At 60.0% G+C, this 14475-nt stretch carries 15 protein-coding genes; 4 read left to right on the top strand and 11 right to left on the bottom strand.

The window, feature by feature from the left end:
* The 6 genes from AB4K19_RS02250 to AB4K19_RS02225 all read right to left on the bottom strand — a co-directional run bounded on the left by AB4K19_RS02250 (position 1) and on the right by AB4K19_RS02225 (position 6928).
* A complete protein-coding gene (locus AB4K19_RS02250) occupies positions 1-702 on the bottom strand; it encodes an SDR family oxidoreductase (protein WP_375230334.1) in 702 nt (233 codons plus the stop codon).
* Positions 699-2240, bottom strand: coding sequence for an ATP-dependent DNA helicase (locus AB4K19_RS02245; protein ID WP_375230333.1), 1542 nt, complete (start codon positions 2238-2240; stop codon positions 699-701). Before AB4K19_RS02245 ends, AB4K19_RS02250 begins: the two co-directional genes overlap by 4 nt.
* A gap of 50 nt (positions 2241-2290) precedes the next feature.
* The gene (locus AB4K19_RS02240) at positions 2291-2929 is read right to left on the bottom strand and encodes an acyl-homoserine-lactone synthase (protein ID WP_375230332.1); all 639 of its coding nucleotides are present in this window, start codon (positions 2927-2929) and stop codon (positions 2291-2293) included.
* A 116-nt stretch (positions 2930-3045) separates the two neighbouring features.
* Complete coding sequence (locus AB4K19_RS02235; protein WP_375230331.1) at positions 3046-3768, bottom strand: helix-turn-helix transcriptional regulator; 723 nt, start codon at positions 3766-3768, stop codon at positions 3046-3048.
* Between the two features lie 373 nt (positions 3769-4141).
* Positions 4142-5422, bottom strand: coding sequence for a crotonyl-CoA carboxylase/reductase (ccrA, locus tag AB4K19_RS02230; protein WP_375230330.1), 1281 nt, complete (start codon positions 5420-5422; stop codon positions 4142-4144).
* Between the two features lie 138 nt (positions 5423-5560).
* Positions 5561-6928 carry a 1-acyl-sn-glycerol-3-phosphate acyltransferase gene (locus AB4K19_RS02225; RefSeq protein WP_436398901.1) on the bottom strand — a complete coding sequence of 456 codons (1368 nt, stop codon included), beginning with the start codon at positions 6926-6928 and terminating at the stop codon, positions 5561-5563.
* Between the two features lie 167 nt (positions 6929-7095).
* Here AB4K19_RS02225 and AB4K19_RS02220 point away from each other — a divergent pair, with 167 nt between their 5' ends.
* The 3 genes from AB4K19_RS02220 to deoD all read left to right on the top strand — a co-directional run bounded on the left by AB4K19_RS02220 (position 7096) and on the right by deoD (position 10199).
* Positions 7096-9063 (top strand): methylmalonyl-CoA mutase family protein, encoded by a 1968-nt coding sequence (locus AB4K19_RS02220; RefSeq protein ID WP_436398899.1) that lies wholly within the window; start codon positions 7096-7098, stop codon positions 9061-9063.
* A 95-nt stretch (positions 9064-9158) separates the two neighbouring features.
* Positions 9159-9491 carry an H-NS histone family protein gene (locus tag AB4K19_RS02215; protein WP_375230329.1) on the top strand — a complete coding sequence of 111 codons (333 nt, stop codon included), beginning with the start codon at positions 9159-9161 and terminating at the stop codon, positions 9489-9491.
* A gap of 3 nt (positions 9492-9494) precedes the next feature.
* The gene (gene deoD / locus AB4K19_RS02210) at positions 9495-10199 is read left to right on the top strand and encodes a purine-nucleoside phosphorylase (RefSeq protein ID WP_375230328.1); all 705 of its coding nucleotides are present in this window, start codon (positions 9495-9497) and stop codon (positions 10197-10199) included.
* 209 nt (positions 10200-10408) lie between these two features.
* Here deoD and AB4K19_RS02205 read toward each other — a convergent pair whose 3' ends face one another.
* The 3 genes from AB4K19_RS02205 to AB4K19_RS02195 are packed head-to-tail and all read right to left on the bottom strand — an operon-like array spanning position 10409 to position 12255.
* A complete protein-coding gene (locus tag AB4K19_RS02205; RefSeq protein ID WP_375230327.1) occupies positions 10409-11254 on the bottom strand; it encodes an urea carboxylase-associated family protein in 846 nt (281 codons plus the stop codon).
* 57 nt (positions 11255-11311) lie between these two features.
* A complete protein-coding gene (locus AB4K19_RS02200; RefSeq protein WP_375230326.1) occupies positions 11312-11524 on the bottom strand; it encodes a hypothetical protein in 213 nt (70 codons plus the stop codon).
* A gap of 17 nt (positions 11525-11541) precedes the next feature.
* The gene (locus tag AB4K19_RS02195) at positions 11542-12255 is read right to left on the bottom strand and encodes a hypothetical protein (RefSeq protein ID WP_375230325.1); all 714 of its coding nucleotides are present in this window, start codon (positions 12253-12255) and stop codon (positions 11542-11544) included.
* A 288-nt stretch (positions 12256-12543) separates the two neighbouring features.
* Here AB4K19_RS02195 and AB4K19_RS02190 point away from each other — a divergent pair, with 288 nt between their 5' ends.
* Positions 12544-13260 (top strand): VPLPA-CTERM sorting domain-containing protein, encoded by a 717-nt coding sequence (locus AB4K19_RS02190; RefSeq protein WP_375230324.1) that lies wholly within the window; start codon positions 12544-12546, stop codon positions 13258-13260.
* Between the two features lie 68 nt (positions 13261-13328).
* On the opposite strand, the gene AB4K19_RS02185 is transcribed toward AB4K19_RS02190, so the two are convergent.
* The gene (locus AB4K19_RS02185; RefSeq protein WP_298837622.1) at positions 13329-14108 is read right to left on the bottom strand and encodes a succinate dehydrogenase iron-sulfur subunit; all 780 of its coding nucleotides are present in this window, start codon (positions 14106-14108) and stop codon (positions 13329-13331) included.
* A gap of 19 nt (positions 14109-14127) precedes the next feature.
* Positions 14128-14457 (bottom strand): hypothetical protein, encoded by a 330-nt coding sequence (locus AB4K19_RS02180; protein ID WP_375230323.1) that lies wholly within the window; start codon positions 14455-14457, stop codon positions 14128-14130.
* Between the last annotated feature and the right edge of the window lie 18 nt (positions 14458-14475).

Below are 14475 nucleotides of genomic sequence, written 5' to 3'. Positions count from 1 at the left end.
TCAGCCCCGCCCGATGTAGGGCATCGTCGTAGCCATCACCGTCATGAACTGGACATTGGCCTCTGCGGGCATATTCGCCATGTGCAGAACGGAGGCAGCCGCATTCGAGACATTCATAGTGGCCGTGCCAGGCTGTGTTTTCTTCAGCTCCTGCAGCAGCGCTGTTTCCGCGTTGCCGATATCGATCTGACCGCAGGCGATCCCGAACGGCCGACCGTCGAGGGAAAGTGTCTTCGTCAGGCCCGTCACCGCGTGTTTGGTCGTCGTGTAACACACCGAATTCGGCCGCGGCACATACGCCGAGAGCGACCCGTTATTAATGATCCTGCCGCCCTGCGGATCCTGGGCGCGCATCCGGGCAAAGGCGAGACGCGCGGCAATAAACATGCCGCCTACGTTGACCGACAGGACCTGCGCCCAATCCTCAAGCGGGACCTCATCAATCGTCGCAGGCGGCCCGAAGAGTCCCGCATTGTTGAACAGCACATCAATATGACCGAAAGCATCGAAAGCCGCTTCCATGCCAGCCGCATCCGTCACATCAGCAGGCAGTGGAACCGCCGTTTCATACCGGTCAGCCAGCGCTTCGAGCAGTTCGCCGCGGCGGGCGATAAGTCCGACACGCCAGCCTTCTTCAAGGAACACTTCGGCCGTTGCATGGCCGATGCCGGAGCTGGCGCCAGTGATGATAATGGATTTCATAACAGTTCCTCTGATGGGGGTTCAGCCAGCGACAGCGGTGCCGCCGGCAGTGCGCGCAGGTCATCGGTCTGCAGCGGTCCTGTGGGACGCGCAAGCCGGTTCCGCACGACCCAGATGAGCCGCTCCTGTGCGCGGGTGATCGCGACATAGGCGAGACGCTTCCACAGCGGCTGACCGGCCTCAGAACGACCCATCCGGGCAGCTGTGTAAAGGTCCGGCGCAAAAACCTGCACGGTGTCCCACTGCGAGCCCTGCGCCTTGTGGATGGTCACCGCGGCCCCGTGCAGAAAGGTGGCTCCCATGCGCGCGGCAAAGGGGATAAAGGGCTCTTCCTCGTCCGGTTTTTCGATCTTCACGATCGAGGCTGCGGAGACCTGTGGGTCCTCGGCACCCATAACATGCAGGCGGCTGAACCCGGGTTTACGCCCCTCGCCCAGGAACACCACCTGCGCGCCCTTGATCAGCCCTCGGGCTTCGAGATCGAGGCGTTTCTTCCGGTGCTTGAGAGGCAGTTCGATCCCGTCACAGATGAGCGGTTCTCCGGGCAGAAGCGCGTCCTCAGGCGCCCCATGCACCTGCCGGAAAGCGTTGATCAGGCGGATACGTGTGGCGTTGCGCCAGACCAGCACCGGGCTGCGGGCCATCAGGTCCACTTCGACGCGCTGGCCCCAGACCACCCGATCATCCCGAACCGCGGCCGCCTCGACCATCCGCTCGAACTGCTCAAACCCAAGATCCGGGTCGCCCAGCGCATGAGCAAGATCAAGGATCGGATTGTCTGCTTCCTGACGATGAATCCGCTCCAGATTAAGCACGCGGCGCTCCGGGAGGCGGTCAAACACCATTGTCCCGGACTGGTTCACCGGGGCCAGCTGTGCAGGGTCCCCGAACAGCAGAAGGGTTGGAAAAATCTCTTTCAGGTCTTCGAACTGGCGATCATCCAGCATCGAGGATTCATCAATGAAACCAATGTCCAGGGGCTCTTCACGCCGTTTCCAGCCCGTGATGAAATCCGATCCGCGCAACCCTGCTGCAGCAAGTGCACCGGGGATCGATTTATTGCCACCATAAAAGGCCGCCGCGCGGTCGAGCGCTTCATCCGTCAGGCCTTCGATTTCAGGCCGCTCACCATTGCCGGCCAGCCACTCCGCGATCCGTTCGTATTCCGGGTCGTAGACGGGCGTATAAAGGATACGATGAATTGTGGTGGCCGGCACCCCGCGCAACCGCAGCACGGACGCGGCTTTGTTCGTGGGTGCCAGAACGGCCAGGGTGCGGCGCTCCTTGCGGCGGCGGCTTTCATAGTCGCCCGAAACAATTTCGACCCCGGCTTCCTGGAGCGCCTTTGTCAGCTCCGCCAGCAGCAGGGTCTTGCCCGATCCCGCCTTGCCGGTCACCGCCAGCACCGACGAGGCGTTGCCTTTGGGGGGCATCAGAAGCTGGTCGTCCAGATTGATGCCGGCACTGCGCAGCAGGTCCGCGACCGTGTCGTAGGCCTGTGCCTGATCTTCAGAAAAAGTGACGGTGGGCGCATTCATAGCGCGACCCTACAGGCAGGTCACGCCAGGTGCCAGCCGTCAGATCACGCTCATCCAGTGCGTGACAGGCGCGGAGCGGATGTGGCGCCAAATGCCCGCTCGAACCAGAGCCGGGACAGCTCCGGCGATACGCCGGCGCGGCGTGCAACGCGCGCCTGTGCATCGGGCGTAAACTCCCACAGCCCAACACTAATTTTGTCACGGCCTTCGCCCTGGCTGCCCAGCACTTCGGGGGACGACCCGATCATCCGATAAATCCGTACCATGCGGGCATCGAAGACCCCGACGAAGTGCCGGACTCCAAAACCGTTCATGATCTCGCCACCGCCGAGCATCAGTGCCGCCGCAACCGTACTGGGCGCATCGCGGTTCAGACAGAAGCGCGTGCATTCCCAGATCAGCGGGCTGGTAATGGTGCCGCCGCCCATCAGGTCAGTGAAGTGATCGTTGACCATTGTACGCTCTGTGGTGGGCAGAAAACGCATTGACCCGCCGTGGGTGCCATCTGCTTTCTCCCAGATCACATAGAGCGGGTTCAGGTCGTCATACTCGTCCCTTTCATGCCCCTCGGCGTCCACATCCACTTCCCATCCTAGCCGGTTCTTGAACTGATCCGCGCGGTCGCGGAACATCGTTTCGGTCAGGAGAGGATATTGTTTCAGCTGGTCGGCATAGAGGTAACGGAGCATGAGTGTTTTTCCTTTGGTCGCATCAGAAGGTGCTCAAAGGATGGCTTGATCATCATTAACCACAGGACACCGACGCGCGCGCGCCGGTAACCATTTGCCGCAACAAATGGCCCGTTTCAGACGACAATAAGCCCGCGGCTGATCGCTCTTGCGACAGCGTGTGTCGTGTTTGCCGCGCTCAGTTTGAAGCGTGCGCTTTCGATGTAAACACGAAGCGTGTGCTCAGAAATCGAAAGCGTTTCAGCGACTTGCGCCCGGTTGTACCCGACCGCGAGCAAAGTCAGAGCATCCGTTTCCCGCGGCGAAAGCGGCTGTGACTGCTCCGGCGCTTTGTTCGGTTCGAAGTCCAGCGCCTTTTGGTTAAAATAATGCGCGATCAGGATCAGTTCACGCCGGTTGGTTTCCGTGAACTCAGCCCAGTCGTCATCATCGCAGGTGTGATTCACCGTAAAGAGCGCGAACTGCCCGTTAGGTCCGCGAATGGGTATGGAATACCCCTGATTCCCGATGCCGTACTCTATTGATTCCGCCTGAAGTGCCCTCGCTGCCTTGCTTGACCAGTCCAGTTTTTTCCAGTCGACCGGATGAAACCGCTGGTAGCATCCGATGACCACCGGGTCGATGCGCAGATAATTCTGCTCCTGATAGCGTTCGGCCCAGTCGAGGGGATATGTGCCGTAGCCGTACTGAGCACCCGCGCTATCGACCCAGTGATATACGATATTGTCCACCCGATAGTGCGACCTGAGGGCGACAATCGCATCCTGAATGCCCTCAAGCGTGTCCGCCTGCTCCAGCGCCGCCAAAACCGCTTCCACCGGGTTCGAGTTCTCTGCCATGCTCAGTATCGCCTTGCGTCTTCTCATGAAGGGCTGCGATCTCGGCAAGAGCCACAATTGCGGTGTCGTCCAACTGCTCGGCCAGGACCGGCAAGTCGTTCGCTGTCGCAAAAGTTTTCAAGTCCGTCAGAACGTCCAAAATCCAGTCACTTCGCATAGCAGACTCGCCTCTTAAAGGTTAACGAAAGATTAACACAACTCTAGCATGTACTAACCTTGTTTGAAAATTCGCAGTTATTTACTCCCCAAAAATAGTGAGGGCGAATTTTCTAAGTCACTGATACCAAACAGCGTCACACGTTTAACGGGAAAACCCTGCGAAACGGTTAGACGATTCGCAGGGTTCAGTAAAGTAAAACGGCCGGGAATTTGCTTAACGCCGGGCCTCCAGCGCGTCTTCCAGCGTACGCAGTCCGGTGGCAGGTGCCTGCACAAGCACCGACATATTCCCGGGCTTATGTTCATTGCGCATCATTTTCATATGCGCCTGTGGCAGGTCCGCCCAGGTAAACACTTCGGACATGCAGGGGTCCAGACGGCGTTCCAGCATCAGCCGGTTTGCCGCACTGGCCTGCTTCAGATGGGCAAAGTGGCTGCCCTGCAGACGCTTCTGGTGCATCCACATGTAGCGCACATCGAACGTCAGGTTGAAACCCGTCGTCCCGGCACAGATGACCACCATACCGCCCTTTTTCACAACAAAAGTGGACACCGGGAAAGTGGACTCTCCGGGATGCTCAAACACCATGTCTACGTTGACACCCTTGCCGGTGATGTCCCAGATCGCCTTTCCAAACTTGCGGGCTTCGGTGAACCAGGCGGCGTATTCGGGCGTGTTGACCGTCGGGAGCTGTCCCCAGCAGTTGAAGTCCCGGCGGTTGATGACCCCCTTGGCGCCCAGATCCATCACAAACTGTCGTTTGCTCTCGTCCGAGATCACGCCAATGGCGTTTGCGCCCGCGGTATTGATCAGCTGGATGGCATAGGAGCCCAGACCGCCTGACGCTCCCCAGACAAGAACGTTCTGGCCAGGCTTCAGATCGTGGGGCTCGTGACCAAAGAGCATCCGGTACGCTGTGGCGAGGGTCAGCGTGTAGCAGGCCGCCTCTTCCCATGTCAGATGTTTCGGGCGCGGCATCAGCTGCTGACTTTGCACCCGTGTGAACTGGCTGAAGGACCCGTCGGGCGTCTCATACCCCCAGATCCGCTGACTCGCGGAATACATCGGGTCACCGCCGTTGCACTCCTCGTCATCACCGTCATCCTGATTGCAGTGGATCACAACCTCGTCGCCGACCTTCCAGCGCGTCACCCTGTCTCCCACAGCCCAGACAATGCCGGCAGCGTCCGATCCGGCGATGTGATAGGGTTGTCTGTGGCCGTCAAACGGGCTGATCGGCTGACCCAGAGCGGCCCAGACGCCGTTGTAGTTCACACCGGCCGCCATCACGAGCACCAGCACATCCTGGCTGTCCAGTTCCGGCACGTCGACAACTTCCTGCATCATCGCTTTGTCCGGCTCGCCGTGGCGTTCGCGCCGGATCGCCCACGCGTACATCTGTTTGGGCACATACCCCATCGGCGGGATCTCCCCGATGTCATAGAGGTCCTTTTCGGGCGCGTCGTATTCCGCGATCGGTGTGTCCAGTGCCATGTCGGTCTCCAGCTAACGTAAAACATGCCGCACCGCAGAATCACGATGCCTCAGCACTGGAATATGCATGGCCACGAAATATTGCAACACCTGAAAGCTGCATTTTGTAATTTTATAACCGAGCAGGTGCAGAAAATCTCAGTTCTTTGCGTCTGCCTCCGCGAAACGATGCGCAATGGAGGCCGCATAGAAGTCCAGGACGGCTTCCTCGCCTAGGACCGGCTGCCAGACCCCGTCCGCGTCGGACAACACCCGATGCCGCTTCAGGCGCTGCAGGGCGTGAGCCACAGCCCCGGAGAATTCTTCCGGTGTCATCTCAGGCATATGCGGCGCGACCTTTTGCGCCAGTTCAGCAGCCGCCGCTGTTATGTCGTGCTCTGAGATCGGCGCGTCAGGCATCCGCAGGACATGCGCGACAAGCGGCACCACCAGCACCGGCATCGCGTCCTCAATGCGCTGCATCAGGCTGCCTGCCAGCTCTTCCACCGGCCGCTCCGGTCCGAAACGACGCAGCGACAGAGGCTCGCCGAAAACCACGGCAGCAGTCCCGAAACGCACATACCGGCCCCGCAGACCCTGCCAGAACTTTTTCAGAACAAAGCCGATCACCACTGAAATACGCGCGCCGAACCGCCGGTCACCGCGTTTTCCGGCTGCAATCAGAACGCGGTCTTCGAGAATCCGGTCATAGTTGATTGCCACCGGCACAAACACCACATCACGCCCGCCGGGGTCATACCCTTCGCGCAAATAGGTCAGCAAACCCATCTTGGGAGGCATCAGCCTGCCTGTCAGGCTCAGCCCGCCTTCGGGGAACACGCCCTGTGCGACGCCGCCCTGTGTCGCCATCTGAACGTACCGCGCCAGGACGCGGCGATAGAGAGCCCCTCGCGATTTGCGGCGGATAAAATAGGCTCCCATCATCCGGATCATGCGGCTGACCGGCCAGACGCGTGCCCATTCGCCAACAGCATATGACAGCGCAGAAGCGCGGGCCGCCAGATATGTCACCAGCACATAATCCATGTTGGAGCGATGGTTCATGATGAAAACGATAGTCGCATCCTTGGGAATACTGCGGATGACCTCGTCATTGCGGGGACCGGTCCAGACTTCGTAGATCGCGTTGACCAGAACACGAGCCATCCGGATACCAAGGCCAAAATAGGTAAAAGCGCTGAAACTGGGCACAATCTCACGCGCATAGATCCGGGCCTTTTCGAACCCCACGTTCTCGGGCACGCCGTGTTCCTGTGCATAATTGACGATTTCGCGGGTAACCTCGGGGTCATAGATCAGACGCTGTATCATGTCATAGCGGCGGGCCAGCTTGAACGGTTCAATCGGCCGGGTCAGGCGCTCATTGAGCCGCGATACCGCGCGTTCCAGACGCCTCCGGAAAAACCAGCGGACCGAGGGAAACAGGAAGTGCGACGCAAAAGTCACCGCCGCGAAAAGCAACACCAGCACAAAGAGCCAGAGCGGGATTTCAACCACTTGCGTCATACACCTGACCATTACAGGCTCTCTGGCGGGGGGCAAAGGCGAAAAACTCCCGCCCCCTGATGCTGCATTGCAATTGCCGCGCCGCGGCGAATTGACAACGGCATAAAATTGCAGTTATCAGTCACTCAGCGCAATAAAATTACAAGACTGATTCACGAGGACGCCCGATGACTGAGACCAGAAAGGACCGCCCCTGGCTGATCCGCACCTATGCCGGTCACTCAACGGCAAAGGCCTCAAACGCGCTTTACCGGTCGAACCTGGAAAAGGGTCAGACCGGGTTGTCCGTGGCTTTTGATCTGCCCACACAGACAGGTTATGACAGTGATCACGTACTGAGCCGTGGCGAGGTTGGCAAAGTCGGCGTGCCGGTCTGCCATCTGGGCGACATGCGTACGTTGTTCGACCAGATCCCGCTGGAGCAGATGAACACCTCCATGACCATCAATGCAACGGCACCCTGGCTACTGGCGCTTTATATTGCTGTGGCCGAGGAGCAGGGCGCAGATGTCGCGGGGCTTCAGGGCACGGTTCAGAATGATCTGATCAAGGAATATCTCAGTCGCGGAACCTATATCTGTCCGCCCGCGCCCAGCCTGCGGATGATCGCGGATGTGGCCGAGTACTGCTATACCAATGTCCCGAAATGGAACCCGATGAACGTGTGTTCCTATCACCTGCAGGAAGCAGGTGCTACGCCGGAGCAGGAACTGGCCTTTGCGCTGGCCACTGCGACCGCCGTTCTGGATGCGCTGAAACCGCGCGTGCCGGCAGAGGATTTCCCGGCCGTAGTCGGGCGTATTTCCTTCTTTGTGAATGCCGGCATCCGGTTTGTGACCGAGATGTGCAAGATGCGCGCCTTTGTGGACCTTTGGGACGAAATCTGCCGCGAGCGCTATGGTGTCGAAGACCCGAAGTTCCGGCGTTTCCGATATGGTGTGCAGGTCAACAGCCTTGGCCTGACTGAGCAGCAGCCTGAAAACAACGTCTACCGCATCCTGATTGAGATGCTGGCGGTGACCTTGTCCAAAAAGGCCCGCGCGCGTGCCGTACAGCTGCCAGCGTGGAACGAGGCGCTTGGCCTGCCGCGTCCGTGGGACCAGCAATGGTCTATGCGGATGCAGCAGATCATGGCTTATGAGACCGACCTTCTGGAGTTTGACGATCTGTTTGACGGCAATCCGGCGGTCGATGCAAAGGTAGAAGCGCTGAAAGAAGGTGCCCGCCACGAGCTTGCCAATCTTGATGGTATGGGCGGCGCCATTGAGGCGATTGACTATATGAAAGCCCGGCTGGTTGACAGCAACTCTGAACGTTTGGGGCGGATCGAAGCGGGCGAAACCGTGGTGGTCGGCGTGAACAAATGGCAAAAGGGCGAGCCCTCCCCGCTGATGACCGGCGATGGTGGTATTATGGTGGTCGATCCGGCTGTGGAGGCCGAACAGATCGAACGCCTGGAGGCATGGCGGTCCGCTCGGGATGCCGGTGCAGTAAAGGCCGCTCTGGCTGATCTTCGCGCAGCGGCCTCTGAGGGGCGCAACATCATGCCACCGTCCATCGCAGCGGCCAAAGCCGGTGTAACCACGGGCGAATGGGCAGCCCAGATGCGCGCCGTTCACGGCGAATACCGCGGGCCGACCGGCGTGTCAGGGGCACGTTCCAACAGGACCGAAGGGCTGGACGACCTGCGCGACGCAGTGGACGCGGTGAGCGACCGCCTTGGCCGCCGCCTGAAGTTCCTCGTCGGCAAGCCCGGTCTCGACGGCCACTCAAACGGTGCCGAACAGATTGCCGTGCGTGCACGCGACTGTGGGATGGATATCGCCTATGAAGGTATCCGGCTCACGCCGGCAGAGATCGTCGCAGCGGCACGCGGGGATGATGCCCATGTCGTCGGACTGTCTATTCTGTCCGGATCGCACATTCCGCTGGTCGAGGACCTGATGGCTCAGATGCGCGCGGCGGGCCTGGGCCACATACCGGTCATCGTCGGCGGCATCATTCCCGACGATGACGCGGAGCGGCTGCGCGGCATGGGGGTCGCGCGGGTCTACACGCCCAAGGATTTTGAGCTGAACACCATCATGATGGATATCGTGACGCTCGCTGATCCGAAGGCTGTCGCGGCAGAATAGCCACCTTTTTCGCGCCTTACGTGCAGTTTTACCCGCAGACTTGTGCAAAAAGGTCTGTTGCATGTAATGCTTTGCGGCAAAGAGGAGGACAGGCGATGGCCGATCTGAAAACCATGAACCGCAAACAGCTCAAGCGCCTGATCGCAGATGCTCAGCGCGCGCTGAAAGCGATCGAGACAAAGGAAAAGCGTGAAGCGAAAAAGGCAGCGGAAAAAGCTGCAGCAAAATTCGGCTTCAGCCTGAACGACCTCGTCGGTGCTGCAAAGGGCGAAAAGCCAGCACGCAAAAAAAGGGCAACCACGCCGCCGAAAGCAAAATACGCAAACCCCGCGGACAGCAAGCAGACCTGGTCAGGGCGCGGGCGCAAGCCCGGCTGGTTCACCGAAGCCATTGCCGCAGGTACGAGCGCTGACGCGATGGAGATCTGATCCATGACCATCCATATCAGCGCGCAGCCCGGCGACATCGCAGAAACCGTGCTCATGCCCGGCGATCCTTACCGCGCTAAATGGGCCGCTGAAACTTTTCTGGACGACGCGAAACTGGTGAACGAAGTCCGCGGGATGCTGGGCTTTACCGGCACCTGGCGCGGCAACCGGGTCACGATCCAGGGCTCCGGCATGGGCATGCCGTCCCTGTCGATCTACGCGAACGAACTGATTTCAGAATATAATGCGCAAACCCTGATCCGCATCGGCTCCTGCGGCGGCATGCAGGCGCATGTGAATGTGCGGGACGTGATCATCGCCATGTCGGCCACGACGATCACCTCGCCGTCGTCGGGCATTTTCCGCGAGATCAATTTTGCCCCCACGGCCAACTATGACCTTCTGGCCGCTGCTGTCGCAGCCGCCGGGAACCAGGGCACCCCTACCCATGTGGGCGGCATCTACTCTTCGGACGTTTTCTACGCAGAACGGCCGGATCTGGATGAGCAGATGGTGCGGCATGGCATTCTGGGTGTCGAAATGGAAGCAGCAGAGCTCTATACGCTGGCCGCGCGCCACGGGCGCAAAGCGCTGGCGATCCTGACCGTGAGTGACCACCTGCAGACGGGTGAAGCGCTGCCGTCGGAGGACCGCGAGAAGACGTTCGGCGACATGGTCGAGATCGCTCTCGAAGCGGCCTTTACCTGACCCCTGGCGCAACGCCCGCTGCCCCTGACCCACCGGTCCGGGGCGTTTCGGCATAACCCACTGACATTCAACAAAACCCCACGTCGGTATAACGTCGGTATTTTGTCGGTATTCCGTCGGTGGAAGGGTCGGTATCCGCCTGATACGCCGGTTTAACGGCGCGCACGGTGCGTAAATGTTAACACCTGCAGAACGCGCCGGCCGCGGGCTCATGCCCCATGCGTTCGGTCGTACCGGGACACGGGCGGGCTCTGCCAGCCCGCCAGACTGCCCTCTGTCGGCGCGAAGACCTCCACCAGCAGCGGGTGGCAGGCCGCCGCATCGCTGGAGTGCTCCGACGAACAGTCGCCGCCCGGACAGGCGCTGAGGTTCCCCAGCAGATCAATCTCGGCAAAGAACTCGATGTAGTCGCCGGGCCGTACCGGGCTGGCCTTCATGAAATACTGGCCCGTGTCCCGGGTGAAACCGGTGCACATGAAGACGTTGAGCACATCATGCACCAGCGGTTCGGCGTCACTGCGGGGCACGCCCATGTGATCCGCCAGCGCGCGGGTCAGGTTGGAGTGACAACAGTGGTGATACTGGCCACCATCCGACAACAGCGTGTGGGTATAGGGGTCGCAGCGGGTCCCGATCACATCATGAACCGAGCCACCGAAGTCGTCGATGCCATACCAGTTCAGCGTATCATGGGTGACCGTCACCATGGGGCGCAGATGCGGGAAAGAGGACCACATACGCTCGCCGGTGGTGATATGTGTGCCGTGCAGAGCGCGGGTCTTGCCGGAATAAAACCGCTCGGAAAGGTCATGCGCGTTGTGCAGGTTCAGATCGCCCACCTGGGCCCCCTCGACCGAGGTGATGCGGAAAAAATGGCCTGCAGGCACATGAAAGGTGCGTGCCTCGCGTGGTGGCACAGTCACCTCGCCGGTTTTGGTCAGCGTGTCCCGGGCAGCTCCGTAAAGCGCCATATCCGGGACCGGCAGCGTTTCCACGGGATAGCAGATCACGGGCGCCACAGCACGGCGGGCCTCAGCATCGGCGGGGTGGGTCATGGGCGGCTCCTTTGCACCTGTCCAGGGCGTATCGCGTCAGACTGAACGCAACACGCACTAAACCTTTGGCAGGTTGGATTTGCAATCGCGCGGCGGGCCACCGGTGGCGGAAAACCCTTCTGCCCCGCAGGCTGCACAGCGGTATTTTTTGAGTTTCCCCCGGTCGCCGGTGTGATCCGCCCGCCAGCGGCAGTTGCGCGTCGCCCGGTTCCGGCGTGCGAAAATCGCAACGATCACAAAGGCGATGATCAGACCGATGACGATGTGCATAGAGCCCTGCTTTCTGTTCAGTCGCCCGTCGGTGCGCGTAAATCGCGGAATTCTTCAAACAGGCCGAACTGGTTGCCAACGTAGAGCACGACCAGTTCCAGAAAGTACGACCCGATGAGGATCAGGTAGCTGAGTACGGCAGCCATGAGAAATACGGATACGAGTGACTGGTATATCTGAAAGGTCGCGATGGCGAGCGACCGCGCCCCAAGAAAACTGGCAATCACTGACGTTCCCGCCAGAGCAAGTATCGAACCAGAAATAACCAGCATCGCCAGTGCTTCGTGTTCTGTGTCCGAAAAGAGGACAACGACGGATGAAACTGCCGCAAAACCTGCAGCACTCATCGAGACCACAAACAGGGACCGGGCCAACCAAAGCGGCAGTCGCGAGGGGTACCACAACAGATCTGTCGTATCATCAACCAGATCTTTGATCCGGAAACTGCAGATGGTCAGGGACACAATGGTCAGCAGTTCCGGCAGGGGTGGTCTGAGCTCGATCAGGTCGAAACCCGCGATTTTCCGGAAGAAATTGATGATCAGCTCCCAGAAATCCGACATGAGCTGCCGCCATTCGAGAACAACAAAAGCCAGCGCATCCGACCACAGGCGCAGGTCCTCGAAGCGTGACAGGAGCGTCAGCGCAATCAGAAACAGTGTGACCGGCCAGAAGCGTTGCGCCGCGTCCACGACCCGCGTGATCAGGTTGCTGTCTTTTTGTTCACTCATAGCCGGAGGTTACGCCAGTAACGGCGCATGCGGCAACCGCCTGTGGCGCGGGGTTTCGGCGCTTTGCGTCACACCACGCTCGAAGCCTGAGGCGCCACATTTCTGTTTTCGCGGCATGCCGTTAGTTGCGGCCGTTGACGACGTGCGCAGGGGCGACCGGCGGCTGCGCGTACCTGTCCGAAGGGATAGCCGCATGACCGTAAGACGTATGAAAACCACCCTTTGCCCATTCGCGTGACGGCCCGGGTTCTGCGATGTGTCTGACAACAGTTCACAGGAGTACAGATCATGCGCTTTTTCAAAACCATTGCATCAGCAGCGCTCGCCGCCGCCACGCTTTCCACCATGGCCGCCGCGGCAACGGTAGACATCATCAGAACAGACGGCCGCACGCAAACCACAGAGGGTCTGACGGGTTACACCACCAGCGGCGCGGATATGGATGGCATGGTTGTCACCGCAGGTTTTGTGCAGGGTGGCAAACGCAGCGCTGTGTTCGGCGCCACCGGCAACCGGGCGGGTGCGGCGCAGGGCGACGGGTTTGCGCTGAGCTTTTCCGGGTTTTCAACCTTTTCCTCGCCATTTGAGCTGAGCGTGTCGCAGGGGGTTCTGTCCTGGCTGCAGATTGATGCGCTGCCGGGCGACACCGTTTTTGATACGGTGCGCAGTGTCACGGGCACGCCGGGGAGTGTCTATGGAACCGTTTTCTCGCCCCGGACGACCCTGGACGGTACGGTTTCGGTGCTCTTCACCAACGCTCTGGCACTTGCGGGTGAAACGCCCGCCGGGGATCTTTATGGCACAATGCGGATCGGATTTGATCAGCTGACAGGCGGTGGCCTGCAAAGCGGCAGCAGCTTCAGCTTCGTTCAGGATACAGACAACCTGACCACACCCGCCGAGCCGGTGATTTCCTCCGTACCGCTGCCCGCGGGCCTTCCCATGGTACTGAGCGGGCTGGTGGCCTTTGGCTTTATGAAACGCCTGCGGCAGACACGTTCCTGACGTCTGTCGCGAAACGGGCGCCGCGTTTCCCAGGGCGCCCGTTTCCTTTTGCAAGTGTCGTGCCCGGGTCAGACCCGGCGTTCGACCATCATTTTCTTGATATTCGCGATGGCTTCTGCCGGGTTCAGACCCTTGGGGCAGGTTTTCGCGCAGTTCATGATCGTGTGACAGCGGTAGAGTTTGAACGGATCCTCAAGATCGTCCAGACGTTCGCCCGTTGCTTCATCCCGGCTGTCGATGATCCAGCGGTACGCATGCAGCAGGGCTGCCGGCCCGAGGTAGCGGTCGCCGTTCCACCAGTAGCTTGGGCAGGACGTGGAGCAGGACGCGCACATCACGCATTCATAGAGGCCATCGAGTTTCTTGCGGTCCTCGATCGACTGTTTCCATTCCTTGGCCGGGCGGTTCGTTTTCGTTTCCAGCCAGGGCATGATGCTGGCGTGCTGGGCGTAGAAGTGCGTGAGATCAGGGATAAGGTCCTTGACCACCGGCATATGCGGCAGAGGGTAGATTTTCACGTCACCCTTCACCTCGTCCATGCCATAGATACAGGCGAGCGTGTTGATCCCGTCAATGTTCATTGCGCAGGAGCCGCAGATGCCTTCGCGGCAGGAACGGCGGAAGGTCAGCGTCGGATCAATCTCGTTTTTGATCTTGATGAGCGCATCCAGGATCATCGGCCCGCAGGTGTCCATATCCACGAAATAGGTGTCCACCCGCGGGTTTTCGCCATCATCGGGGTTCCAGCGATATATCGAGAACTTGCGCAGGTTGGTGGCACCCTCCGGTTTCGGCCAGGTTTTGCCCGTGGTGACGCGGGAGTTCTTCGGGAGTTTCAGTTGAACCATGACGGGTCTCCTGTCTGTATCAGAGTGTCGCTGCTGCGGCCGGAGCGGCGGCAGCGAGGCATTGCTGGGTGGCCGGGCGTGCAAGCACAGCGCGGATAGTATCGGCGGTGCCCGTGTCGATCCCCGTCACAGCATCAGCGGCGAGGGACTGGACCTCGCTGGCATCCGCATTGTCGACCACACAGTCGGTGAAGGGCTGAAAGAGCGCCTTGGGCACCTGCGGGAAGTAGACCGCAAGCGCCTCGGGCAGGACGGTTTTGGCCGTGCTCCGGCCCGCCTGATCGGTGGCCTGCTGAATGTCGGCACAGGCCGAAAGAACGAGGCAAAGAGGAAGTATCAGTCTGATCATGCAGCCCACCTTGTCAAA

Origin of the sequence: Roseobacter phycocola, from assembly GCF_042055075.2 — a bacterium.
Lineage (GTDB): Bacteria > Pseudomonadota > Alphaproteobacteria > Rhodobacterales > Rhodobacteraceae > Roseobacter.
The sequence above is the reverse complement of the archived record's forward strand: the minus strand, read 5'-3'. Positions and strand labels throughout refer to the sequence as shown.

What these genes read in the sequence shown, in the direction of transcription:
- AB4K19_RS02250 (WP_375230334.1), bottom strand. Translation starts at nt 702, where the DNA reads ATGAAATCCATTATCATCACTGGCGCCAGCTCCGGCATCGGCCATGCA.
- AB4K19_RS02220 (WP_436398899.1), top strand. Translation starts at nt 7,096, where the DNA reads ATGACTGAGACCAGAAAGGACCGCCCCTGGCTGATCCGCACCTATGCC.
- AB4K19_RS02215 (WP_375230329.1), top strand. Translation starts at nt 9,159, where the DNA reads ATGGCCGATCTGAAAACCATGAACCGCAAACAGCTCAAGCGCCTGATC.
- AB4K19_RS02185 (WP_298837622.1), bottom strand. Translation starts at nt 14,108, where the DNA reads ATGGTTCAACTGAAACTCCCGAAGAACTCCCGCGTCACCACGGGCAAA.
- AB4K19_RS02225 (WP_436398901.1), bottom strand. Translation starts at nt 6,928, where the DNA reads ATGACGCAAGTGGTTGAAATCCCGCTCTGGCTCTTTGTGCTGGTGTTG.
- deoD (WP_375230328.1), top strand. Translation starts at nt 9,495, where the DNA reads ATGACCATCCATATCAGCGCGCAGCCCGGCGACATCGCAGAAACCGTG.
- AB4K19_RS02205 (WP_375230327.1), bottom strand. Translation starts at nt 11,254, where the DNA reads ATGACCCACCCCGCCGATGCTGAGGCCCGCCGTGCTGTGGCGCCCGTG.
- AB4K19_RS02200 (WP_375230326.1), bottom strand. Translation starts at nt 11,524, where the DNA reads ATGCACATCGTCATCGGTCTGATCATCGCCTTTGTGATCGTTGCGATT.
- AB4K19_RS02240 (WP_375230332.1), bottom strand. Translation starts at nt 2,929, where the DNA reads ATGCTCCGTTACCTCTATGCCGACCAGCTGAAACAATATCCTCTCCTG.
- AB4K19_RS02245 (WP_375230333.1), bottom strand. Translation starts at nt 2,240, where the DNA reads ATGAATGCGCCCACCGTCACTTTTTCTGAAGATCAGGCACAGGCCTAC.
- ccrA (WP_375230330.1), bottom strand. Translation starts at nt 5,422, where the DNA reads ATGGCACTGGACACACCGATCGCGGAATACGACGCGCCCGAAAAGGAC.
- AB4K19_RS02180 (WP_375230323.1), bottom strand. Translation starts at nt 14,457, where the DNA reads ATGATCAGACTGATACTTCCTCTTTGCCTCGTTCTTTCGGCCTGTGCC.
- AB4K19_RS02190 (WP_375230324.1), top strand. Translation starts at nt 12,544, where the DNA reads ATGCGCTTTTTCAAAACCATTGCATCAGCAGCGCTCGCCGCCGCCACG.
- AB4K19_RS02235 (WP_375230331.1), bottom strand. Translation starts at nt 3,768, where the DNA reads ATGGCAGAGAACTCGAACCCGGTGGAAGCGGTTTTGGCGGCGCTGGAG.
- AB4K19_RS02195 (WP_375230325.1), bottom strand. Translation starts at nt 12,255, where the DNA reads ATGAGTGAACAAAAAGACAGCAACCTGATCACGCGGGTCGTGGACGCG.